Raw genomic sequence first — 23322 nt, 5'->3', positions numbered from 1 at the left:
TGCCTCTTGCCGACCTCACGGGATCGTTTTTAAAGAGGAATCATTCAATTTTTACAGAAGCTGCCTGATGGATACGATATCCATCACGTCAACCTCATCCAGCTGCACATCCACGATTTCCGTGCGAGCTGTTGGAACATTTTTCCCGACGAAATCCGGGCGGATCGGAAGCTCGCGATGACCGCGATCAACCAGTACAGCCAATTGGATCATTCGTGGACGTCCGTTGTCAATCAGCGCGTCAAGCGCAGCACGAACCGTGCGTCCGGTGTAGAGTACATCATCTACGAGAATAACCGTTTTACCCGTAATTTGGGATGGGAGGGACGAGCCCTGTAAGACGGCATCTTCTGACTTGTGCTGCAAGTCGTCACGATAGAATGTAATGTCCAACTCACCGACTGGTACTTTCACATTCTCGATCATTTCGATTCTCTCCACCAGACGTTGTGCCAAGTAAATCCCTCTGGTTTTGATGCCGACAATGATACAATCCTCGACACCCTTGTTGCGTTCGATAATTTCGTGTGCAATTCGTGTGAGCGCCCGGCGAATTGCTGCTTCATCCATGATGACACTTTTGTTGATCATCTGCTTTTCCCTCCTCGACGGGAACAGTGGACTTATAGAAAAACGGCTCCTTGTCAGGAGACAAGAAGCCGCTTGGACAAGGCTAGCTATCAGAGGGGACTCCCCTTTTTGCTACCATGTCTCTTCCGTGCCCTTGCCAGCCTCACTGGACTGGATTTAAAGGTTCCATTCGTCATGTAGAATTATGTCATGGAACAGGACGGGTGTCAATGGAATCAAAAGAAATCTAACTATTCCAATGAATACGAACCCACGGTGGCAAATAATTGGCGTAATAGCCGATATCGCCCGTAATGCCTTTAATCAGCTCAACTTCATTGTCTCCTTGCTTCAAAAACAATGATCCGCTCTCTGCTTCGTTCATTCTCATGAACAACAGCTGTGTGCCATCATGAGAAGGTGTTGGATAATAATCGGCAGTCTGCTCCGTCCCCTGTGTCACCTGCTTTTGCTCGCCATTTTCTTCTCGCTTCCAAATACGCTGGCCGGGCACCATCACTTTTTTCGGATCATAGTGATACTCCGTGCCTTTTCCGCGTGAGAAGTAAAGCACTTCTTGTCCTTTGCCAGACCAGACAGGCAGCGTGTCCACCCATTCTTTTTGACTGGCGGGTACGACCTTGCCCTCGCGTTCTGCCAGATTCAGATGCTTGTTCATCGTGGCGATCCGGTCAGTCCCCTCTATAAATGCGAGATTTTTGCTGTCGGGTGACCAGGCAAGCCATTCTGAATACGCCAGACCTGTTCCAAGCACTATCGGGAGCTGATTTGGTTGTGTTAAGTTAAATAACTGGATAGGTACGCCATCTGCTGACAGGGATCCTGAGTTATAGCGAACAAAAAACGCAACGTGTGTACCATCTGGAGAGACCTTCATTCCTTCTGGCGCCCAGGGATAAATCCCTTCCTCCACTTTTGGCGGCTTAGCAACGGGATAGGTAGCTTGCGTTTTTCCCGCAAGACTTCGAAGTTCAAGTGTCATCGCCCGATTTTTTTCTGCTGGCGTGGAAACCAGCAGCTTTTCACCATCAGGCATCCATGTAAAATCAACGATATCCACTGTGGTTTTACTTTGCAGGGTGAGCTCACCACGATCCGAGATCGTTTTGAGGACAAGCTGGGTAGTAGGCACTTCATTGCTGCCGATATTGATTGTAAAGGCGAATGTGTTTGCTTTTGGTGACCATTTCGGTTTTTGCATGACGGGTCTTTCGTCTACTCGGATGACCCCGCTCCCATCGGTCCTTACCGCCCACAAATAACCAGGCGTCGAGTAGTTGTCATTTCCTTTGTATTGGAGATACAACAGCCATTTCCCATCTGCCGACCAATCAACGATCTCTGAGAATCCATTCGTTGTAATCTGTTTGGGAGCCTCATTTTGATTCCTTGCATCCAGTAAATAAAGATGCTGGTGACTGGTGAAAGCAAGGTTTGCAGGAACACTAACGTTCTTGCTCACCCGCTCTGGCAGATTCCCAGTGTCAGCAGCCATAGCCTGCCCACTCCCGGCAATCAGCATGGCAAACGTGCTGGCTATGCCAATCAGTCTGCTCCATCCTTTGTGCATGTGCCAGTTCCTCCCTACTTCCTGATTTTAAAAAAACGCCAGAAGAAAGCTCTCTGCCCTCTACTAGCGTTTTCCGTTCCCATTCTCATTATGTAAGTCTCACATCGTTGTCGGTTGAAGCATTAAAAATCGATTTCCGTACAAGTCCTCAAAAATGACTTCCTTCCCGTACATCACGTCATGAGGTTCACTGATAAATTTCACCCCACGCTGCCGGAAAGTCTCATACGTCCCTTCGAAATCCTCCGTTTGCCAAACCCACATCGGGTTTTTGCCTACCTGCTGGAGCATGATTTGTGCCACGTCTTCCCGATGCCAGTGCGTAGGGTCATGCAACACGATTTCAAGCTCCTGATCAGGCAACCCGATGGTCAACCAACGAGAGCCGTCATCCATTTTGGAATCCATCCGTTTTTGAAAACCGAGTTTTTCTGTGTAAAACTGGAGGGCCTCCTCACAATCGTGGACATACAACGTCACATGAGCTAACCGGTTAAGCATTAACGATTCCTCCAACTTTATAATTGTCGTAGGTATTGCATCACATCAACCAATTCTTTTGGCAGCGGTGCCTCAAACTCCAAACGCTCGCCTGTGAGTGGATGGGTAAAGCCAAGCGTCTTTGCATGAAGCGCCTGTCCGTCCAAATCAAGTGTGTCTTTTGGTCCGTACTTAGGATCACCCGCAAGTGGATATTCAATATATTTCATATGCACACGAATTTGGTGAGTACGTCCCGTTTCCAGCTTGAGCTCAACCAATGTATGCTCCTTGAAGCGCTCCAGCACGACAAAATGAGTAATGGCTGGCTTGCTGTTTTCAAACACGACAGCCATCTGCTGTCTATTTTTCGGGTCACGACCGATAGGCGCATCAATCGTTCCCATTTCATGCGGGATGACTCCATGTACAATCGCCACGTATTTGCGATCCACACTATGCGCTTTCAGTTGTTCGGCGAGTCCGACATGTGCCTTGTCATTTTTTGCGACCATCAACAAGCCAGATGTATCCTTGTCAATCCGATGTACGATACCCGGGCGAAGCACACCGTTAATGCCAGACAAATCCTTGCAGTGTGCGAGCAATCCATTCACAAGTGTACCACCATAGTGGCCAGGTGCCGGATGGACAACCAATCCTCGTGGCTTGTTCACGACGACAACGTCACTGTCCTCATAGACGATTTCCAGTGGCATAGCTTCTGGTTCAATCGTCATTTCTTTTGGCGGTGGAACACGCAGCGTGACTTCATCCTCTGCCTGCAGCTTGTAGTTGTTCTTGATTGGTTCGCCGTTTACAGTTACGCGCCCTTCCTTAATCCAGGCCTGGACTTGAGAACGAGACCAGTCTTCATTTTGCTGGGTAATAAATTTGTCGATCCGCTCGCTTACATCGGAGGGTTCTACGTTCCAATCATAACGTTCAAATAATTGCGTGTCGTTCATGCTTGTCTCCTCATCAGGTTACTATGTAAGCATCTGCTCGTTAGTATCAGCGAAAACAGACTCTTCCATTACCGGTCTTTTTTCTTACCATCCAACAGAACGTCGAGCAGCAAAAGGGCAACCCCGATTGTAATCGCCATATCTGCCACATTGAAAATAGGGAAGTTGATCAAGGTGAAATCGAGAAAGTCAACGACCTGGCCAGTTGTAGCGCGATCAATAAAGTTTCCAATCGCACCACCCAAAACCAGCGACAATGCCAGGGAAGCACGCGGTTGTTTTTTTCCAATGCGAATCAGAGAAAACACGATTCCGACGACTACGGCAATGGTAATTACGATAAACAGCCAGCGTTGGTTTTGCAAAATACCAAAAGCTGCCCCCATATTTCGATGTGAGGTAAGATGAAATACATCAGCGATTAACGGAATCGATTCGCCTCGCTCCATATACTTCAATACGAGATGCTTGGTCCACTGATCAAGCGCAATAATGACTGCAGCAATGAGATAATACAACAATGGGATATCCTCCTTCATCTGACTCAATCAGCCGAACAGTGCGTGTTCAAAAAGTTGGCTTTTCAGCACCGAGAAAATGGCAAGAACCGTACGAAGGAGGAGCGGAGTGTAGGCATGCTACATGACCACCGGACTTCGAAGGTGAACGTCATTTTCGATGTCGAATTAGCTTTCACGACTCCTTCGTGATCAAAAGACGACTTTTTGAAAAACCTCTAGCAATCACTTTTGTCAAATGTTCATTTTACCAGAGTCAGGTTATTGGAACAAGCGCCATGCTTTTTTATACAAGCGATATCCTCTGCGTACCCCGTCCAGCACCCACAGGGGAATTTTCCAGCCGCGGTCCTTGAGAAAGGGTAGGTATACCTTGTAATAGGCCTTGCGCAAATCCCGCCACTTACTATCCGGGATGTTTTTGTAGTAATCGGATACATCGATGAGATAACCACGACCATGATCCATCAGCACGTTTTTTCCATGAACATCATGCGGAAACAGCCCTTTTTTGCGTGCCTCCACTAGTGCCTCTTCTACATCCTCGATCACTCTAGGAGGAATCGGAATTCCAAATTGCACACAATCGAATAAAGAGATGCCGTTCATGCGCGTGATCACTAAATAGCCTTCGCCTGAATCATAACAAACAGGGAACGATCTTGTCTCACCCAGCTTTCGATATACCTCCACCTCATGCTCCCAGCCAGAACGCCCTGGGGCATATAGTTTTATCACTACAGGAGGATAGTCAGGATGAGCAAACACAGCCGCGTAATTGCCAGTGCCGACCAGCTCCCACGGATAGGGCGTATGAAGCACTACAACCGGATCGTCTGGCGACTGGCTTTCTACCTTTACTTCCTGTAAAAAAGACTGCAATACTTGTTGGTCTATGCGCATAGTTCCCCATCTCTCATCTAGATACCGACTTCACATACATTGATTCTAGCAAAATGTTTTTTTATAAAAAACCCCCAAATCTAACAGTTTACAAACAGTAGAAGTTAAGCGGTTGATAACAAAAGAGAACCTCACCATTACGGCAGGTTCTCGCTTGCATGCTATACATTGATTTCCTGAAACCACTCACGAATAGCTTCCTTGATTTTTTCCAATGCGGATGCATTCGTTGCTTCGCAGTAAATGCGCACGAGTGGCTCTGTTCCAGAAGGGCGAATCAATACCCAGTGTCCCTCCTCCAGCATCAACTTGATCCCATCCATTCGGTTTACCCCTTGCACACGGTATGAACCCACCTGTACAGGTGGCAAGGAAATCATGCGTTGGATCCACTGATCCTTATCCTCAAGGCGCATATCGAGACGCGTATGGAACAATTCCCCAAACTCATCGTAGACATCCCGCAAAATCTGATCGATTCCTTTGTTTTCAGTAGCGCACATCTCAGCAAGCAACAGATTGATCAGAACGCCGTCTTTTTCAGGAATGTGGCCAAGTATGCTCGCTCCGCCACTTTCCTCTCCTCCGATCAGAACATCCCCTTTTCTCATCTGTTCACCGACATACTTGAACCCAACCGGGGTCTCTACCAGTTCTAATCCGTACTTTTCTGCCATTCTGTCCAACAAATGCGTCGTTGCAACTGTCCGGACAATCCTGCCTGTGAGATCTCGATTCTTTCGCAAATGATAGGTTAAGAGAGCCAATACATCATTCGGAGGGATATATTGACCAAAACGATCTACTGCTCCAAAACGGTCGGCATCCCCATCATTCGCAAGCCCAAGTGTAGCTTGTTGGTTCACCACTACTTTTTTCAGCAAGGTCAGATGCTTGTCATTTGGTTCAGGCAAATCGCCACCGAAAGCGGCATCAGGTGTCTCTCTGATGCCCACTGTACTCACACCAGCCTCTGCCAACAGACCGCTTACATATCCCATCCCGGCACCATGCATGGCATCTACAACGACGCGCAGGTCAGACCCTTTCAAAGCATCCATATTGATCATACGGCGTAAATGCGCTTCATAATGCGGGCGCAGAACAATGACCTGCATGAGCTTTTGTTTGACCGCTTCTGTCAATGTCATCGTGTGGACTTCCCCAGACTTCTCTATTTCTTGTATCCACGCTTCCAGTCGCTGGGTAATTGCCGGGGTCGCTGGACCCGCATACTCCGGGATATACTTGATCCCGTTGTATTCAGGAGGATTGTGGCTAGCAGTGACCATCACCGCCCCACTGGCAGCAAAGTGCTTGACGCCAAATGCGACCGCAGGAGTAGGTGCTGCTTCGTTCACCAAATAGGTGCGAATTCCGTTGCCGGTCAGGACAGAGACGATTTCTTCCGCAAATCGGCGACCTAAAAACCGCGTGTCATGACCAACCAAAATCGGCTGCTCCTGTTGCCCCGTTTCCTTTGTATAGCTGGCAATTGCCTGTGCGACAATGCGTACGTTTTCCATGGTAAATCCGTCGGCTACGATGTCACGCCAACCGTCCGTACCAAAACGGATTGCTCTCATCTCCTCAGCTCTCCTCTCGTTACCGTAACTCTTTCACCTTCTCCAAATAGCGCAGAACCGTAGCAACATAGGTAGCATGCGACCAGGTTAGGGGGGCAACTGACACGGGAGCTCCTGTATACGGATCAAGTTGTTCCGAGAGGACGCCGCTCTGAAGGGCGTGACGGACCACCCATGAAAGTCTGCGTTTCGGCTCCTCTAGCTCCTCTCTGGATTTGGCTGTGGCAATCTCCCAATCTGCGACCCACAAGGTACAAATAATCCAGGGATTTCCTGGAACCTTCGCTGTATCATGTGACTTCCTGAAATAGTAATCTCCTTGGTACCGAGCAAAGCCACCCACTTCCGTATCTACGCGCAGACTGCGTTTCACCGCCTCCATCGTACTATTGACTCGCGGATCATCTGCTGGAAGGACATCCAAAGCAAACAACGCAAACAGGCTGCTCTCTACGGTAAAATCTTTCTCGATCTTCCCGTTCGGTCGAATATAAATCCCGCGCAGGAATCGGCCAATTTCAGGATCGTACAAATGCTTGAGCATCGCGGATCGGATACGCTCTGCACCTTCATCGTAGCGCTTGTAACGACGGTCGTCGCCAAACAGCTGCGCAAAACGGGCGGCTGCTTTTAGTCCTGCAAAAACAGCCGCACTCGTGAAGGTGAAAATTCCTCTCCGCTCTTCCCATAAATCATAACTGGGCTTCGGAAGCTGCAAATCAGTCTGTACATACTCCAGCAAGAAACGGGCCGCAGGTCGCACCAGGGTAGGATATAGTGCCTGACAATCCTCAATCTGCTTGCCACTCTTGTACTGCTCCCACAAGGCATGCAGCACCAATGCGGTCTCATCCTCTTGAATCGGCAATTGAACCTCACCATCGACGATGTATGGATGCCAGCTGGAGCCAACCGACCCGTCTGGATTGTACTTGTGCAATAAATACCCTTCTTTGTTAAGTGCCTCCGCGCAAAAGCGGAAAAACGGTGCAACTACCCCCGTATAGCCCGCCTGAGCCATGGCACTGGCGATTAATGCTCCGTCACGTGGCCACATATAGCTGTAATGATCGCGGTTGTATTGCAAAATATCCGAATCATTGGCTGCGAGGATCGCTCCGTTCTGATCAATCTGGGTACGTACCAAGAGGAGACTGGTTTTGTACAAGTCCACGACATCTGCAGGCAGGTCGGCAAAATCGCGTTGCTCCTTGTTTACCCAACGCTGCCAGTAAACCGCAACGCGGGAAAGCAAACGTTCCGGATCACTGTCCAGTACATATTGATTCAAGGCTTTCACAGCTTCGTAGGATTCCCCGACACACATCCAGTAAGACATTGTCTTTTCTTCGAGTGGCTGCAGCATCAGACGAAAGGACACGGTGCTATCTACGGACCCCTGGGCGATCGGATTTCCGGACAGCAGCCCATCCTCCGCATCACGCCACGTTCCTTCGGCATAGTTAAACCGTTTGATCCCTGTGCTGAATTGATCAATGCCACCTTCTCGAGTACTTCCATTGATCATGATGTACACATTCCGTTTGTAGTGATAAACGGTTCGCAGCATTGGATCAAAAACAGCTGTGTCGCCAACTTCCGTTTCATTCAGACTGAAATCATGGTTGAAAAACAAGCGCACCTCACGAGCTTCATTTGAATGATTCCGTACACGCACTTTTTTCAAATAAATGGGATCGCGCTGGTGTACCCCATCTTCTATATAAAGGGAAAGTCCCAGATGCTCATGGTGTGCATGGACATCGGTCACCAGCGACTGGCGACCGTATCCGAGCTTGCGGTCCCAGCCGTCCTCATCAACCCAGGAAAATCGCCCCTGTACCCATACCCCTAGCTTGCTAAAATGACCGCCTACATGATTCAACTGACCAACATATGGATAATAAAAATCGCGCATATGAAGCCTGTCATCAAAATTGATCAGCAGTCTTCCATTCCCTACGACGAGTGGTCTTGGCATACCCTCACGTCCTTTTCGCAGGCTGTCGCCAAATAGCCATTATTGATATTCTGCTATCCGCCTTGCATAGGAAGAAGCAAGCGTAGCCGCTGTTTCCGCAGTAGCTCCTTGGGAGATGACCTTGACATGCGACTCCTCTGTATCCGGCAAGATCAACACCCAGCCATTCACATCGTAGACCTTGATTCCATCGACCAGCTCCAACATTTTCCCTTTATTTTCCTCCAGTACCTTGCGCATCACTTTCCCTTTTGACGACCACGGGCAAAATACCGTTTTGCGCTCCATATGGCATGCCGGCAAAAGCTCTAGCAATACACTGAGCGGCTTTTCTTCCCGCGCGAGATACGAGAGGATTCTCATCAGGCTATACACCGCGTCAAACATCGGATGGAAGCGTTCATCCACAGAAACTTCCATCATGGAGCGCGGTGCAACCTTTGTCCGTACCACTTCGATTTGCAAGAGCTGAGCCAGATGCTCGAGCTCCATTGGTGCACTCACAGGCAAGCCTATTCGCTGGTGATGACCGCTGCATGCCAGAAGCTGTAGAGCAAGAAGCTGCTCGGTTGATAGTTTTTGTCCCTGCTCGGTAAACAGCGAAAATTGCTCCGCATTTTTATCAAGCCGAATTCCCAGGTCAGCACCATTTTTGCTGACTCCCTCTTGAATCGGGCCGTACACAACTGTAATCCCTAAAGCTTGAAAAAACGGCGCCAAAAACGTTGGTAGAAACCGAGGCTCACAATCTATCAAAAGGTGGAATCGTTGTCGCTGGATTCGCGCGACGTCAATATGCTCTGCCATCGCTCGCAAGTAGGCATCCTGGACATGATGCTCCACATGCAATTCTCCCAGATGATGCAGGCTTCGCACGTATGTTTCTTGCCAGTAGGCATTTTCAATTTTTCTTTCCAAATCACGCGAAATCGGCAATCCTGCATGATCAATGAACTGAATCACGACCTCTTTTTCTTCGAGTGGCTCTGCCATGTACAGATGGATGCCACCTATGCACTGCAAGCCTCTTACCCCATATCGCATCAAAGGTGCATTCCCCATGCCAAAATCAACAGTGTCGACGCCGGAAGAGCACAGGCTCGTCATCATACTATGCTTAAGCAGCTGGGCAAATGGGTGAGAGCATGCCGACAGGGCGATTCTACTGCCCGGCTTGAGCAAATAAGCGTATGCTGCCGCAAGCCTGGTGACAAACTCGGTTGTAATTTCCACGTTACCGATTCCTTTTATGCCATTTGTGCCAAACAAATTTTTCGTTTGCTTCGTCCCGTAAATCAGAGAAGTGTGAACAGTGGCACTCTCTTCTACTTCCTTATCCGGCCATATTTTCACACCGGCCTTTACAACGGATTTGGAACCGATTCGGCATTGATCGCCGATGGCTGCACCCTCGCCGAGCAAAACGGATTCCCCTATGCGGATATTGCGGCAAAGTGTGCTTCCGTTGATCTCTGCTTTTTTCCCGATGACCGTATTCTCCCAAACGATTGTTTGTGCCAGCTTGGTCCCAGTGGCTACCGTAGTATTTGAGCCCAGCACAGAATAGGGCCCAACAGCTACCCCTTTTTGCAAATGAACATTTTCACTAATATAAACTGGCCCTTCCAAGCGGACGGAAGAATCAATGCGCACATGATTTTCCAGGAAAATGCGTGGAGCAATCTCCTGTGCCTTGATCTCCAAATTTACACGTCCATCCAGAAGGTCGAATTGTGCCTGTCGATATACCTCCAATGAGCCAATATCCGACCAGTATCCTTCGGCAGAGTATCCGTAGAGTGGCTGCCCTTCCTGCAAAAAGAGGGGAAACACTTCCTTGCTGAAATCGACTTCTCGGTCTTCTGCGATATAGGAAAGCACCTCCGGCTCGCATACGTACATACCGGTGTTTACCGTGTCACTAAAGACTTCCGCCCAGCTCGGCTTCTCGACAAAGCGGTTAATACGCCCGCTCTCATCGGTCATCACCACACCAAACTCCAGTGGCGATTCCACCTTGGTCAAGATTAAAGTAGCCAATGCGTTATTTTGATCATGAAAGCGAATCGCGTCTGACAGATGAATATCAGTCAAGGTATCCCCACTAATCACGATGAAGCGCTCATCCAGAAAATCCGCGCAATTTTTTACACTGCCTGCTGTTCCAAGCGGAGTCGTTTCTTCAAAATATACGAGCGATACACCATAGTGAGAACCATCACCGAACGTATTGCGAATGACATCGGGCAGATATTGGAGCGTCACTGCAATCTCAGTAATTCCGTGTTTTTTCAGGAGATCAATCGTGTACTCCATGCAAGGCCGGTTTAACAATGGCACCATTGGTTTTGGAGTATGGGATGTTAACGGACGTAGACGGGTACCTTTACCACCAGCCATGATTACTGCCTTCATCTCTCTTTGCTCCTCCTTCATTTGGCTACATTTTCTAAGTTGCTCCTACTTCTACCCTTTGTGAAGACAATGTCAGCAAGCGATATTGATCAATTGTTTGTTGGGCAAGCTTCGCCCATTCATAATGCAGCCGTACATCGGTCATTGCCGCTTCTGCCATTTGACGACGCTTGTCGGGGTTTCCCAGCATCCAGTGCAGCTGATTGACCAATGATTCTACATCACCCGCGTATACAGTTGCCCCGTTCTCTCCGTGTCGGATGATTTCGCGCAACCCTCCGGTATCTGCTACGACAAGTGGTGTTCCAAAAGACATCGCTTCAAGCGCCACGATACCAAATGGCTCATAAAGACTCGGAAATACAGCAACATCTGCTAGTAAAAACAGCTGATTCCTCCGCTCATCATCGACAAAGCCTAAGAAGCGAGTGTGATGGGCGACTCCCCTCTGAAAGGCGACTTGCTTCAACTCATCCTGCATCGGCCCCCTACCAGCTACGACAAGCTGCAGCGCAGGATAGGCATGAACAAGCCGTGCCACCGCCTCGATTAGTAAATGAGCTCCTTTTTCTCGTACCAGACGTCCTACAAAAAAAAGGATGGGGCCATCGCCAAGGGACAATTCTTGCCTGAGGTCCCCGGATGCGAACGGCTGTGTCATTGTTGTTTCCACTCCGTTATGAATGACACTGATTTTCTCAGCAGCTACAGCAAACAGCCTGCTGATTTCGTGTCCCATGTAGTGACTGCAGACGATGACACGCTCCGAAACTGCCGTCAGCATCCGCTCACACTCATGAATGCGATGCTGCAGCGGCGTATGAATGCCTTGGTGGCGACCATGCTCCAAAGCATGAATTGTCGTGATTAATGGAATGGCTAACCGTTGCTTCAATTCAGCAGCAGCCCAGCTTACGAGCCAGTCGTGCGCATGGATCACATCTGCTCGCAATCCATTGCCTCGAAGCTCCTCCACCGCATCGACGATCGCAAGATTCAGCTGGAAAACCCATTGCATGAAGTCTTCCTGCTCTCCTGGGATATACGTGGGGAGCCTGTGTACATGCACACCGTCCATTTGCTCCTGCCTTGCTTCAGAATCAGCTGCGGCAGTCAGAACATGCACCTCGATCCCTTGACTTACCAGATGACGGGAAAGATCATAAACTGCCCGACCAAGTCCCCCGACCACATGAGGAGGAAACTCCCAGCTCAGCATCAATACGGTCTTCTCTGCTTGCTGGGATTGACTCGCTGCTACCATTTGACGCGATACGTTCACTCTATGCGCACGATTCGGCAAATAGTACGTCACATCAAGGTCTGGAAACAGGGGAAAGGCTCCTTCCATTTCGCCCAAGCGCTGCTCATCCGGCTGCTCCTGCTCAAACATCACCAGCAATTCTCGAAAACGCGCCAAGTGGTCGTGAATACGGCGGACTGCGTATTCGACTACGGTTTGACCGTCCAAGATAAATGCCCAGTCACTGCTCTGCGCAAGCATCAGCTCACGCGCTGCCTGCCTGAGGCAACGAGTCTTCACCTGAACGCCATACACATTCTGTCTGTCAGTTTCATGCAGACTGGTCACAGCGGCAATCAGCTCTCTTTCTGCTTGATGCAAATGCCGATAGATCCAGCCGTTTCGCTCGTTTAGCCACACTTCCCCATAACCATTTCTCCCCCAGGTAGACATGGGGAGATGAGCCCGATCCTGCTCAGGATAGCGTGCCAAGTACTCGGAAGGTGTAATTAATGTCACCTGCTGGGAATCACATACGGTTTTCCGCAGGAGATAATCCAGAAACTGCGGCCCTTCATACCACCAATGCCCAAACAGCTCAGCATCATAGGTAGCAACCACCAATGGCTCACGATCCATCCAAGTCGAGGCGGTCTCCACCTGGCGCTCTCGATGGTACAAAAAGTGTCCCGCATGAGATGCCGCTTTTTCTCGTGCCCACTCAGGTTCATACCAATCCTTTTGCTCGCTTCGTCCTGTAATCCGATGATATTTCAAACCAGTATGTACACGGATTCCAGCAGGATGAATATACGGCTCGATATAATCCATTTCCCGATCAAAACCGATATCCCGATAATATTCCCGGTAATCGTAATCACCCGGATAGCCATCGTACGAGCTCCATACCTGGCGGGAAGCTACATCATCGCGTGCAAAAGCTGCGACATCATGTGGAGTGAACAACGGCGCATACAAGCCTCTGCGTGGAGTCGGAGTCGCATGGTTAATGGTATGACTGTCTACGAAAAAGAAGCGCAGCCCTGCTTCCTTTAATAAGCGATCCACTCCTGGCGTATATCCGCATTCAGGCAGCCAAATTCCCTTTGGGCGCTGACCAAGAATGCGCTGATGGGTATCAATCCCCACTTGAAGCTGCCCTCTGATCGCTTCCTCTGTTTCAACAAACGGAAGAAAAGCATGAGTGGCTGCACACGTAATCAGCTCCACGCAGCCTGACTCTTCCACGCACTTTAGACCGGTGATCAGCTTGTAGTCGAGCTTTTGACAATACGTGGCGATGGTTCGGAATCGTTCCAAATACATTTTGGCAACGCGATGCTCTTTTGGATGGTTAGCCGTTCTTTTGACTTCTTTACCTGCCAGTTCAACCGTTTTGGCTAAATGCGCCCGAAATCGGGATTGGATCAGTTCATCGTCCAGCATGGACAATAGGGTAGGAGAAACAGCAAGGGTCATGCGAAAATCGATTCCATCTGCAAGAAGCTTGTCAAAAACCAGTAACAAGGGGATATAGGACTCCAGCATCGATTCGTACACCCACCGCTCTTCCAGGTAATCGTCCCGGTCCCCGTGTCTGACATAAGGCAGATGGGCGTGCAACACGAGGGAGAGAAAACCGTTCTTCACGGATGACACCTCACTTATTTGGTTGATTTGGAATAGAGGGAATACGAGGAGAAGTTTTCATACCAGGAAGGTGTTGCAGAATTTTTTACAGGATCTACCAGTGGTTCTCCCCAGACAGCTTTTGTATTGCGAGGTGTAATGACTGGATCGGAGCGTAGAATCGGGCAGAAACGCCCCTGCTCATACAAGCCGAAATCGACAATATACGTTCTACCTGGCGCAACATCATTGACATACCAAGAGTGCGCCTCTTCTGATACCAAAACATCTTTTATGTCATTTGCGTTTTTCCCATCAAACAAACGCTCTGTTACATCGTAGATGCGCAGGCCTTTTTGGATATAGCGGAAATCAGCCTGCATATAGGAAGCAACCATTCTCATTCGCGGCCACGTAATCTCCCAGTATACAAACAGCACAGTCGGACCTTGTGCCATTACTTTCACGAGATCTCGCCCGTAAAAGGCCGGTAGCTGCCACTCATGCTCCGCACGCGAAAGGAGGCGCTGTGATACCTTAGAATCTGCAGTTGCTACCGGATCTTGTTTGGATTTGTCTTTTTGCAAACGATATTTTACCTGTCCTACTGTTAAGCCACATTCTTTGGCAATTTGTGCTATGGACTTGGACTGTGATTTTAACTCAAGAATTTTTTCCAACATCGTCTACGCGCTCCTTTCCGCATTCTTTCCCTGTTTGCCACACTGTCATCATAGCCAATACCGCTAACAAAGACTGTCGAACGTTGGAAGCACTTCCCTTCTTCTTTTGTCGATAATCCATGATGTTTTCGTCATCCGTAAACAAAACTCGATAATGAGTAAATGGAAACCGCTTCCACGCATACAATATCCTTCTTTTTTCCGAACAAAGGCCATCCCATAGCGATAGCGGTTTAACCGCTTCTTCTCATCCATACATCTTACAAAGCCGAACTCCAATACATTCATTGCTTTATGAAAATTACGTTACAGAAATATTTTCGATCAGTAGAAAATTGGGGGATGGCGAGCCTATGTCGACTCGATAGTCATAGGTGAACACATAGTCTGGGTGAGAAGGGGTAGAAAATGTTAGCTACACAACAAAAAACCCGCTGCTGAGCGGGCTTGCTTCTAGTTCGCATGTAAAATTATCTTCTTTTGGTAATGCGACCGGAGCCACCCACTTTTGTTCGAGGGGGCGAATTGCTCTTCGGTGAGGAAAAGATGGAGGAGCGTTTTGGTGTAACTGAGCTGCTTGACTTGGAGGAGCTACTGTCAGAATTACGAATAATCTTGCCAGTACTGCCCGTCGAAGGTTCAACCTGTTTTTTGAAAATGTCTCCGCCCGTTCCTGCCGAGCCATCCGTATTCTTTGTCGTAGCGCTACGCTTCGTGATACTTCCTGTACGTTCCTTGGTAATCGGCGGAGCTGCTTTTTTTTCCTTTTCAGTCGGGGTATGATATGAGCCCGTCGAAGGCTGGTAAATATCCTTGCTCGAGTAGCCACGATAGCTACCCTTTGAGCTATTTTTCATACCGTCGAATATGTCATTGAGTATCGTCGCTACGAGGTACCCCTGTAAAAAGGATGAATCGTAATTTTGCCGCACGTATTCCTTGGAATCTACTTCAATGAGGGTATCTGATGGTTTGTCAGCATCCTTTTGAAGATGGTAAATCTCGTCCTTATAAACAAGGAACATATGCTCTGTATCTTCTTTGGAGATCTCTTCAGGCTGCTTCTGATCTGCCAGCTCTTGTGCCACCTCAGGCACCGTCTTATCTTCCGCCCGGTATATACGTGAGGTCTGCCCCTTATCCTTGGTTGATACGGATTCTAATGGATAGGAATTGCTGATATCCGCGGAGCAGCCCGTAGTCGCCAACACAAGAAAGAAAATAGCCGGAACGAGCATGAGCTTGATCAATTTCATCCAACTTTGTGGCATCTTCTCACCCCCTACGTTCCGCGTAAGACCTGCACATCAGCTGGAAGGACAGTCTCCCCCTCATATAGCATGAATCGGCCATCCTGCCATTCGATTCGCAGCAGTTGACGCTGATCGGATTGGAATTGCCAGATGTACTGCTCTCCAGATGTATGAAAAGGAGCTTTGCCCACGACATTCACTTGTCCTGTATACTGCTCCTCCAAATGGTAGGTAACATCATCCATTTCAATCGTAGTCGGCACTTCCTCGACTGAATCCAGGCGACCGTCGATGACGTTATACAGGTGGTATATGGTTTTCTCCCGTTCCTCGATAAATAGGTAACGAATCGTGTTGCCATCCTGCAAGGTCAGCATGTTTGCATTGCGACTGGCGTTATTCGCCTTGCCAGTCACTTGATACGTCTCCAGTGATACCTCCACGACATCTCCGGGGCCGACAGTCAGGATGCTTTTTTCTTCTGCTGGTGGTTCATGCTTTGCAAATATATTTTGAATTCGTTTAAACAAGCTCATTACTTTACTCCTCTCAGGCACGCGCTACAGACATGCAGCCAAAATCAGGGCACCTACAATATGAAAGGAACCGGCCAGCATCGCGTGTGCGACTTTCCCCTGCTTCGTTCCCTGCTCCAGATCCAGTCCAGCCGCTTTGTTCAAAATGAGTTCTACAATTTTCTCCAGGAAGAACAAGATGATGAAAGAGACCACTGAAACAAGTAATGCCACAAACAAATCTCTTGAGTTCAGCATCGATTGCGATAAAATGTAGCCTTGTGCAAACAGCTTCATTACAAAACGGGTCGTTACAGCTACATTGCCATTTTTTATTTCCTGTATATCGTTGTATTTCGTAAAGAGTGCGTCAAGCCACATCAAAACGGTTAACAAAACGGCGCCTGCACCCGTCCAGACGAGCATCGCCATAACCTGAATCCAATCCAAAACGTATCCCCCCGAATCAAGTTGTTATCCAACAACTCTTGTATCACGCGCTAAAAAAAAGGGGAACCGCCCGAAGCGGTTTACCCCTCATATTTTTTCATGAGCGCAGCCAATTCATCTTCCACTTGCTGGTCCTTGCTCAGCTTGGCAATTTCATCATCCAGGGAGCTCTCTTTTTTGTAAACCTCTCCACTGGCTTCTGCTTCTGCTTCCATTTGCAGCGCTTTTTCTTCCATACGCTTCAAGCCAGCCATAGCGGAGTTGCCATCGAAGCCAGCCATTGCTTGATTGATCGTTTTTTGAGCTTTTGCCGCATTAACACGAGCAACCAAAGTTTCGCGCTTGTTTTTCAGTTCGGTAATTTGTTTTTTCATTTCGGTCAGCTTGTCGCGCAGACCATCTGCTGCCAGCTTGTTTTTCTCGTAGCCTTCTTTGTACTCGACCATTTTCTGCTCGGCTGCTTTCTTTTCTTCCAAAGCACGACGGGCGAGGTCGATGTTTTTAGCTTGAGCTGCAACATGCGCCTGCTCCTCACGCTTTTTCACCAAAGCTTCCTGCTCTTCGTAAAGCACTTTGAATTTCTTCTCCAAAGCAATTTGGGCAGCGACTGCTTTTTCTGCTTCTCCCAAGTCTTCTTGCATATCACGCAAATATTGATCAGTCATTTTAATTGGATCTTCCGCTTTTTCAATCAGTGCATACAGATTGGACATGGTCAAATCGCGAAGTCTTTTAAAAATGGACATAGATTCTTCCTCCTTGAGTACGTTCTAGGACCAGCGACTGCCAGGAGTGCCGTTCCCTCTATACATGTTTCTACGTTTCTTACGCAAGTAAGTTTCATCATCTTCTGATTAATTTTTACTCGCGGCTCACTTTTGCCTTTTTTTCCTGCTCGTCCCACATCAGATAAGCGTCGAAACGTTCCTTTCCTTTGACAAAGCCTTTGATCAAATTGGTTTTTCCGGTATCCATCAGCTTTTTTACCATAGCCGCTGATATTTTTTTGCCCATGATCGTCTTGGAAAGCGTCACAGTACACTGTGCAGTCTTGTAGTTCGCGCAGCCATAAAATTCACCCTTGTCCACCATATCTCCCTTGCAAGCACGACAGGTAGCGACTTTTGAGCCGAGTGTAAATTTGGATGCCTGCTTGGATTTGGGCATGGACGAAATATCGTAATCCTCCAGCTTCCAGCCCTTGGACTGCTCGATCGCATCCTCCACAATTTTGTGGGACAGCTTTTTTACTTGCTCCATAAAAGCTCCAGCAGAAGCCTCACCTTGACCGATTTGACCCAAGCGCTGCTCCCAACGTGCGGTCATTTCCGGAGATGCCAAAATTTTATCCCCGATCACATCAATGAGCATGGAGCCTTTTTGTGTTGCGAAGACCTGGTTTTTGCGCACCTCAATGTATTTGCGCTCTTTAAGCATGTTGATAATACCCGCACGAGTCGCCTCTGTGCCGAGTCCTTCTGTTTTCATCAAGACCTTTTCCAGCTCTTGGTTATCCAGATGCTTGCCCGCCGTTTTCATTAAAGTAATGAGCTGACCTTCGGTGTAGCGCTTTGGCGGCTGTGTCTTGCTTTCCTTGGCTTCCACCTTGCGCACCTTCCCTGTTTCCCCTTTGGTCAACGGTGGCAGAATGGATTCCTTGTCATCCTTTTCTTCATCAAACAGCACCTCACGCCAGCCGGCACGAATCTGCACTTTACCTTTGCTCAAAAACGAGGCTCTGGCATCAACCATGGTCGTCACATTGGTGTAATCAAACAACGCACTTTCGCAGTGGGCTGCAATCAGTCTGCGGGCAACCAGATCGTAAATTTTACGCTCTTCGTCACTTAGCTTTGAGACTGTCGGAACCTGCTCCGTCGGGATGATCGCATAGTGATCGGTTACTTTCTTTTGGTTTACATAGCGTCTGTCCTGCGCAATCGACCCTTTGGGTGTCGGGAAGTATGCCTGATACTCAGACTGCTTGGACAGCTTGGCTAAAATATCCGGAAAGGTCTTGGCTTCTTCTGCTGTGACAAACGCCGAGTCCGAACGAGGATAAGAGAGTATCCCTTTTACATACAGCTTTTGCGCGATTTCGAGTGTCTTTTGCGGCGAGTATTTAAACATCTTGTTGGCTGTCGCCTGGAGCGCAGATAGATTGAACAAATACGGCGGCATGAACTCCTTGCGCTCCGTTTCAACCTCTTGTACCTGCGCAGGCTTGTCTTTGCAAAATGCAGCGATTCTTGCAGCCATCTCGGGATCATTCAGACGTGTTTCGCCGTCTTTGTGCCAGACACCCTCGTAACGCTTTTTATCTACTTCAAATGTTGCCTTGACCTCCCAGAACGGCTCCGGCTTGAAGGCCGCTATTTCTTTTTCACGCTTGACCACCAGTGCGAGGGTCGGAGTTTGGACGCGACCTGCTGAGAAAACATCGCTGATCCCTTTTTGTTTCAACAAGATGGTATATACTCGTGAAGCGTTCATCCCGACGAGCCAGTCTGCACAGGAACGGCTATACGCTTCTTCATACAAATTACGTGTCTCATTCTCATCCAATAGCGCTTCAAAGCCCGCTGTCACTGCCCGCTCTGTCAAGGAAGAGATCCATAGACGCTTCATCGGCTTTTTCACTCCGCACATCTCGATGATGGTGCGCACGATGAGCTCACCTTCGCGTCCAGCATCGCCTGCATGAACAATACCTTTTACGTCACTTCGTTTCAGCAGCTGCTTGATGATCGCAAATTGCTTCGCTTTGGACTTCATGACCTGATGGCGAAAAGTCTCTGGGATGAGTGGCAGCGATGGAATCGACCACCTTTTCCACGCAGGATTATAGGCTTCTGGAGGAACCAGCTCACAAACATGCCCGACTGCCCATGTAAAAAAAGCTCCGTTGGGGAATATGCGATTCGGATGGACCTCTACAAAGCCTTGCTGCTTTCTATGGGCAAAAGGACTCGCCAGCTTCATCGCCTGGTCCGGTTTTTCTGCAATCACGACTTTCATACCTGCTCTTCTCCCTATCTACTACCTGAGTTGCCTGGGACCTTTGTACACAAAACATTCGTTCCCGCATTTATTTTACTACATCACGCGCCTAAAGAAGAGGGAATGATTTCCTAAAACGATCGTTCACCAAAAATTTTTCCGCGTGCAACTACGGCTAGCTCGATTTTTTCAAGTGTCTGGCAGTACAGCTCACTCATCTCTGCCGTTTGCACAGACGCCTCGGACAAAACAAGCCCATGGATTGCCTCCACTTGACCATGGTACCAGTCAAGGTCCGCAGGAAGGGAGTGTTCGACCTTTTTCCATGCCTGGCGAAGGGAGGGCGAGTAGAAACGACTCGCTCCCGGTTTGATTTGGCAATTCACGATTCTCTTTTGGTAACTCCTGCCGGGAACCGTTTCGTTGACATCGTGAAACAGCTGTGGCCAAAAGTCTTTCCTCGATCCGGTATGCACCTTCCTCTCAGCCCAGCTTCTTACACCTGCCAGGTAATCCGAAGTGCGAAACAACAGGGCATACAAACTCTTCCCCAACGTGATGCGCTCGATCAATGAAGCAAAGTGAGAGACGTTTCGTCCGATTAATCGCAGGGGGCGCTGATTTTCACTCTCTTGGTCAGCCTGATACGGAAACAAAATTTGATTGAGCTGCAGCAGCTCCTGAAGCGTAAACGGCATCGTTTTCAGAACGGTGCTCTGGTATTGCGGGCTGTTCATCACGTGCTTTTCCAAAAAATTTTGCTCATTGATAATCAGAGCAATCGCAAGCTGGTCGAGATCCCCTTTTTTCCAAAAATGATTCCATACCGCTTGCATGAAGGCTGAAACGTTAAGATGGGGAAGTAGATGAAAAAGGTTGGTCTGCTGCTTTACGCTCTCCTCATACAGTAATAATTGAGGGTAGGCATCGTGAAAAATCAGCCAATTGCCACGCTCCAAAAACGAAAAGAAGTCCAATTGTTCCTTGGCAGACAAGAGGCGGGGCAGCAGTCCTCCGCGCAAATCCGTCATACTCCACCCGGCATTACGCGAAACAAGATGAGCCAATAGAGCCCACCTAATTTCAGGTCGCCTCTGGTAAAAGTCGAGATAGGCATGAGTCCTGTCGACGTTGTCGCCGTTATGCTTCGTTGTTTGATTTCGAATCATTTCCACCGTTTTTTGCTCTGACGCAGACAGTCCTGTCAAAGACTGCCCTTGTTTTTCAACCGCTTTTCCTTTTTTCAATTCCTTGATGAGAGGCTGGAGTGACGGCTGAACGAACCATGGTACTTTCACGCTCCATCCTCCTTTTTCTGTACCGTATTTTTCCGGAGGTGAACCGAGATGCAAGACGTGCAACATGCTATGCAGCGCATCCAAATATTTTTGCAAGAGAGACAGGAGGCAGACGGCACCTGGAGATTTTGTTTGGAGAGCTCTCCGATGACCGACGCTCACATGATCATCCTATTGCGTACGCTCGGGATTGATGATGAGGATTTGATTGAGAAGCTCTCCAGACATATTGCCTCAAAGCAACAGGAAAACGGTGCATGGAAATTATATCCAGATGAAGATCAGGGTCATTTGTCGACTACCATCGACTGCTACTTTGCCCTCTTGTATTCTGGACGCTATACAAAAGCGGATCACCAAATGGTTCAAGCCCGCTCTTTTATCCGTGAAAAAGGCGGACTGACTGCGGGAAACATGCTGACCAAGCTAACCACTGCCTTGACGGGACAATACCAATGGCCTCCTCATTTTATCGTACCAGTCGAGTTAACCTTACTCCCCCCCAGCTCCCCTGTCAGCTTTTATGATTTTGTTGGTTACGCCCGTGTTCACCTTGCCCCCATCATGATTTGTGCGGATCGTAAATATGTACGTAAACTGCCCAACACTCCTGACTTGTCCGATTTGTACACAGCTACCCCAATCGCGCCTGGCATCTATAACCACTCCGTACTTGATGGCTTTGTTCGAGACGGACAATCCTTCCTCTTTTCGATCCACTCGTACATCCAGCGTCTGCCGTTTCTGCCAACACAGCTGCACGAGCTTTCCCTGCGCAGACTGGAGCAATTTATACTCGCACGGATAGAACCGGACGGCACACTGTACAATTACTCAACCTCGACCTATTTTATGATTTTTGCACTCCTCGCACGTGGCTACGCTCCGAACAATCCCATCATTCTCAAAGCGATGCATGGACTGATTGGTTCCATCTACCCACTTGATACAGGGGCCCACCTGCAGCTAGCAACTTCCGCTGTTTGGGATACCGCTCTTTTGTCGTACACGCTACAGCATAGTGGATTGCCAAATACGCACCCAACGATTCAACAAGCCAATCGCTACCTGCTCGGCAAGCAGCAATCCACATACGGGGACTGGAGGATTAGAAACCCTGGAGCGACTCCTGGTGGCTGGGGCTTTTCTGACTTTAATACCATGAATCCAGATATCGATGATTCGACGGCTGCCCTGCGCGCTCTCCACTCCCTGTCCCAGCAGGATGCTTCCACTGAGGCGGCCTGGAAGCGTGGACTCGATTGGGTTTTATCGATGCAAAATGATGACGGAGGCTGGCCAGCCTTCGAGAAAAATACAAATTCGCCTCTCGTTACTAATCTGCCGATCGAAGGCTCCGATACAGTCAGCACGGATCCATCCTCATCCGACCTGACAGGCCGAACATTGGAATTCCTCGGCTCTTCGGCAGGCATGGGCCTAACCGATTCACGCATGCAAAAAGCATTGCACTGGCTGATCGCCAATCAAGAAACCGATGGCTCCTGGTACGGAAGATGGGGTATCTCCTATATTTACGGAACTTGGGCAGCCCTAACCGGAATGATGGCGATTGGCGTATCTCCCAATCATCCGGCTGTGAAAAAGGCCATTCATTGGCTGCTCCAACAGCAAAATGACGATGGAGGCTGGGGGGAATCCTGCATGAGCGATGAAAAGAAGAAGTACGTCCCGCTCAGAGCAAGCACCCCCTCCCAGACAGCATGGGCTGTCGATGCTTTGATCGCCGTTTTCCCACAATCGACTCCTGCTCTTACAAAAGGAATCCGTTATTTAATAAATAGTATCGACGCAAACGATTGGACCACTTCCTACCCAACTGGCGGCGGTCGCCCTGGAGGCACGTATTTTGCCTATCATAGCTACCGCTGGATATGGCCGCTACTCGCTTTGAGTCATTACCGGAACAAATACATGAGCAGTTGAAGTCATTCCATAGGTTCGCATAAAATTGGCCTTCCTACGAGTGGCTTGATTGGGACTTCTTTCCCGATAAATAGGGAATCTTCAGGCGTATCGAAGACGGAAGAGCATGTAATGACATCCGCATCTCCAATTAAGATAAGAGAGGCTTTGGTTGCCTCTGGGATCTCCACTTCTTCCACTGCAATTTTTTTATTGTTGACGCGCATATTAAGCATTGTTTTTTCGAAGCTCCTTTTCGCAGCGTAGTCATCGATTTTCATGATGCTCTTGCAGCATATGCCTAGCAAATCTT

19 protein-coding genes are annotated in these 23322 nt (G+C 48.7%); 1 reads left to right on the top strand and 18 read right to left on the bottom strand.

What is annotated here, in order from left to right; all coding sequences use genetic code 11:
• Positions 1–51 precede the first annotated feature (51 nt).
• The 17 genes from pyrR to ADS79_RS11535 form a co-directional block, all read right to left on the bottom strand.
• Entirely contained in the window at positions 52–591 is a 540-nt protein-coding gene (pyrR, locus tag ADS79_RS11620) for a bifunctional pyr operon transcriptional regulator/uracil phosphoribosyltransferase PyrR (RefSeq protein ID WP_049738567.1), read from the bottom strand.
• Between the two features lie 226 nt (positions 592–817).
• Positions 818–2161, bottom strand: coding sequence for a TolB family protein (locus tag ADS79_RS11615; RefSeq protein WP_049738566.1), 1344 nt, complete (start codon positions 2159–2161; stop codon positions 818–820).
• A gap of 99 nt (positions 2162–2260) precedes the next feature.
• On the bottom strand, positions 2261–2662 hold the full coding sequence (locus tag ADS79_RS11610; protein WP_049738565.1) for a VOC family protein: 402 nt from the start codon (positions 2660–2662) through the stop codon (positions 2261–2263).
• Positions 2663–2679: 17 nt separating this feature from the next.
• Positions 2680–3609 (bottom strand): RluA family pseudouridine synthase, encoded by a 930-nt coding sequence (locus ADS79_RS11605; RefSeq protein WP_049738564.1) that lies wholly within the window; start codon positions 3607–3609, stop codon positions 2680–2682.
• Between the two features lie 68 nt (positions 3610–3677).
• Entirely contained in the window at positions 3678–4130 is a 453-nt protein-coding gene (lspA, locus tag ADS79_RS11600) for a signal peptidase II (RefSeq protein WP_049738563.1), read from the bottom strand.
• Between the two features lie 258 nt (positions 4131–4388).
• Positions 4389–5030, bottom strand: coding sequence for a serine/threonine-protein kinase (locus tag ADS79_RS11595; RefSeq protein WP_049738562.1), 642 nt, complete (start codon positions 5028–5030; stop codon positions 4389–4391).
• A gap of 161 nt (positions 5031–5191) precedes the next feature.
• Positions 5192–6616, bottom strand: a complete 1425-nt coding sequence (locus ADS79_RS11590; RefSeq protein WP_049738561.1) for a phosphoglucomutase/phosphomannomutase family protein — start codon at positions 6614–6616, stop codon at positions 5192–5194.
• Between the two features lie 19 nt (positions 6617–6635).
• A complete protein-coding gene (locus ADS79_RS11585; protein WP_049738560.1) occupies positions 6636–8597 on the bottom strand; it encodes a glycoside hydrolase family 15 protein in 1962 nt (653 codons plus the stop codon).
• A gap of 39 nt (positions 8598–8636) precedes the next feature.
• Complete coding sequence (locus tag ADS79_RS11580) at positions 8637–11012, bottom strand: sugar phosphate nucleotidyltransferase (protein ID WP_049738559.1); 2376 nt, start codon at positions 11010–11012, stop codon at positions 8637–8639.
• Between the two features lie 34 nt (positions 11013–11046).
• Entirely contained in the window at positions 11047–13905 is a 2859-nt protein-coding gene (locus ADS79_RS11575; protein WP_049738558.1) for a 1,4-alpha-glucan branching protein domain-containing protein, read from the bottom strand.
• Positions 13906–13919: 14 nt separating this feature from the next.
• Positions 13920–14567 carry a DUF4912 domain-containing protein gene (locus ADS79_RS11570; protein ID WP_049738557.1) on the bottom strand — a complete coding sequence of 216 codons (648 nt, stop codon included), beginning with the start codon at positions 14565–14567 and terminating at the stop codon, positions 13920–13922.
• A gap of 470 nt (positions 14568–15037) precedes the next feature.
• Complete coding sequence (locus ADS79_RS11560; RefSeq protein ID WP_049738555.1) at positions 15038–15838, bottom strand: DUF4247 domain-containing protein; 801 nt, start codon at positions 15836–15838, stop codon at positions 15038–15040.
• Between the two features lie 11 nt (positions 15839–15849).
• Complete coding sequence (locus ADS79_RS11555; protein WP_049738554.1) at positions 15850–16356, bottom strand: DUF4178 domain-containing protein; 507 nt, start codon at positions 16354–16356, stop codon at positions 15850–15852.
• Between the two features lie 24 nt (positions 16357–16380).
• On the bottom strand, positions 16381–16785 hold the full coding sequence (locus ADS79_RS11550; protein ID WP_049738553.1) for a DUF350 domain-containing protein: 405 nt from the start codon (positions 16783–16785) through the stop codon (positions 16381–16383).
• Positions 16786–16865: 80 nt separating this feature from the next.
• Entirely contained in the window at positions 16866–17531 is a 666-nt protein-coding gene (locus ADS79_RS11545; RefSeq protein WP_049738552.1) for a PspA/IM30 family protein, read from the bottom strand.
• Between the two features lie 115 nt (positions 17532–17646).
• Entirely contained in the window at positions 17647–19803 is a 2157-nt protein-coding gene (locus ADS79_RS11540; protein ID WP_049738551.1) for a DNA topoisomerase III, read from the bottom strand.
• A gap of 113 nt (positions 19804–19916) precedes the next feature.
• Positions 19917–21083, bottom strand: coding sequence for a DUF2515 family protein (locus ADS79_RS11535; protein ID WP_049738550.1), 1167 nt, complete (start codon positions 21081–21083; stop codon positions 19917–19919).
• A 48-nt stretch (positions 21084–21131) separates the two neighbouring features.
• On the opposite strand from ADS79_RS11535, the gene shc reads away from it, so the two are divergent.
• Positions 21132–23030 (top strand): squalene--hopene cyclase, encoded by a 1899-nt coding sequence (gene shc / locus ADS79_RS11530; RefSeq protein ID WP_049738549.1) that lies wholly within the window; start codon positions 21132–21134, stop codon positions 23028–23030.
• A gap of 2 nt (positions 23031–23032) precedes the next feature.
• Here the strand turns inward: shc and ADS79_RS11525 are convergent, their stop codons facing one another.
• Positions 23033–23290 (bottom strand): spore gernimation protein GerPD, encoded by a 258-nt coding sequence (locus ADS79_RS11525; protein WP_236699951.1) that lies wholly within the window; start codon positions 23288–23290, stop codon positions 23033–23035.
• Positions 23291–23322 lie beyond the last annotated feature (32 nt).

This window comes from Brevibacillus reuszeri, from assembly GCF_001187725.1.
Lineage (GTDB): Bacteria > Bacillota > Bacilli > Brevibacillales > Brevibacillaceae > Brevibacillus > Brevibacillus reuszeri.
This window is presented reverse-complemented; position numbering and strand designations above follow the sequence as displayed.

What these genes read in the sequence shown, in the direction of transcription:
- pyrR (WP_049738567.1), bottom strand. Translation starts at nt 591, where the DNA reads ATGATCAACAAAAGTGTCATCATGGATGAAGCAGCAATTCGCCGGGCG.
- ADS79_RS11615 (WP_049738566.1), bottom strand. Translation starts at nt 2,161, where the DNA reads ATGCACAAAGGATGGAGCAGACTGATTGGCATAGCCAGCACGTTTGCC.
- ADS79_RS11610 (WP_049738565.1), bottom strand. Translation starts at nt 2,662, where the DNA reads ATGCTTAACCGGTTAGCTCATGTGACGTTGTATGTCCACGATTGTGAG.
- ADS79_RS11605 (WP_049738564.1), bottom strand. Translation starts at nt 3,609, where the DNA reads ATGAACGACACGCAATTATTTGAACGTTATGATTGGAACGTAGAACCC.
- ADS79_RS11595 (WP_049738562.1), bottom strand. Translation starts at nt 5,030, where the DNA reads ATGCGCATAGACCAACAAGTATTGCAGTCTTTTTTACAGGAAGTAAAG.
- ADS79_RS11590 (WP_049738561.1), bottom strand. Translation starts at nt 6,616, where the DNA reads ATGAGAGCAATCCGTTTTGGTACGGACGGTTGGCGTGACATCGTAGCC.
- ADS79_RS11585 (WP_049738560.1), bottom strand. Translation starts at nt 8,597, where the DNA reads ATGCCAAGACCACTCGTCGTAGGGAATGGAAGACTGCTGATCAATTTT.
- ADS79_RS11580 (WP_049738559.1), bottom strand. Translation starts at nt 11,012, where the DNA reads ATGAAGGCAGTAATCATGGCTGGTGGTAAAGGTACCCGTCTACGTCCG.
- ADS79_RS11570 (WP_049738557.1), bottom strand. Translation starts at nt 14,567, where the DNA reads ATGTTGGAAAAAATTCTTGAGTTAAAATCACAGTCCAAGTCCATAGCA.
- ADS79_RS11560 (WP_049738555.1), bottom strand. Translation starts at nt 15,838, where the DNA reads ATGCCACAAAGTTGGATGAAATTGATCAAGCTCATGCTCGTTCCGGCT.
- ADS79_RS11555 (WP_049738554.1), bottom strand. Translation starts at nt 16,356, where the DNA reads ATGAGCTTGTTTAAACGAATTCAAAATATATTTGCAAAGCATGAACCA.
- ADS79_RS11545 (WP_049738552.1), bottom strand. Translation starts at nt 17,531, where the DNA reads ATGTCCATTTTTAAAAGACTTCGCGATTTGACCATGTCCAATCTGTAT.
- ADS79_RS11540 (WP_049738551.1), bottom strand. Translation starts at nt 19,803, where the DNA reads ATGAAAGTCGTGATTGCAGAAAAACCGGACCAGGCGATGAAGCTGGCG.
- shc (WP_049738549.1), top strand. Translation starts at nt 21,132, where the DNA reads ATGCAAGACGTGCAACATGCTATGCAGCGCATCCAAATATTTTTGCAA.
- ADS79_RS11525 (WP_236699951.1), bottom strand. Translation starts at nt 23,290, where the DNA reads ATGAAAATCGATGACTACGCTGCGAAAAGGAGCTTCGAAAAAACAATG.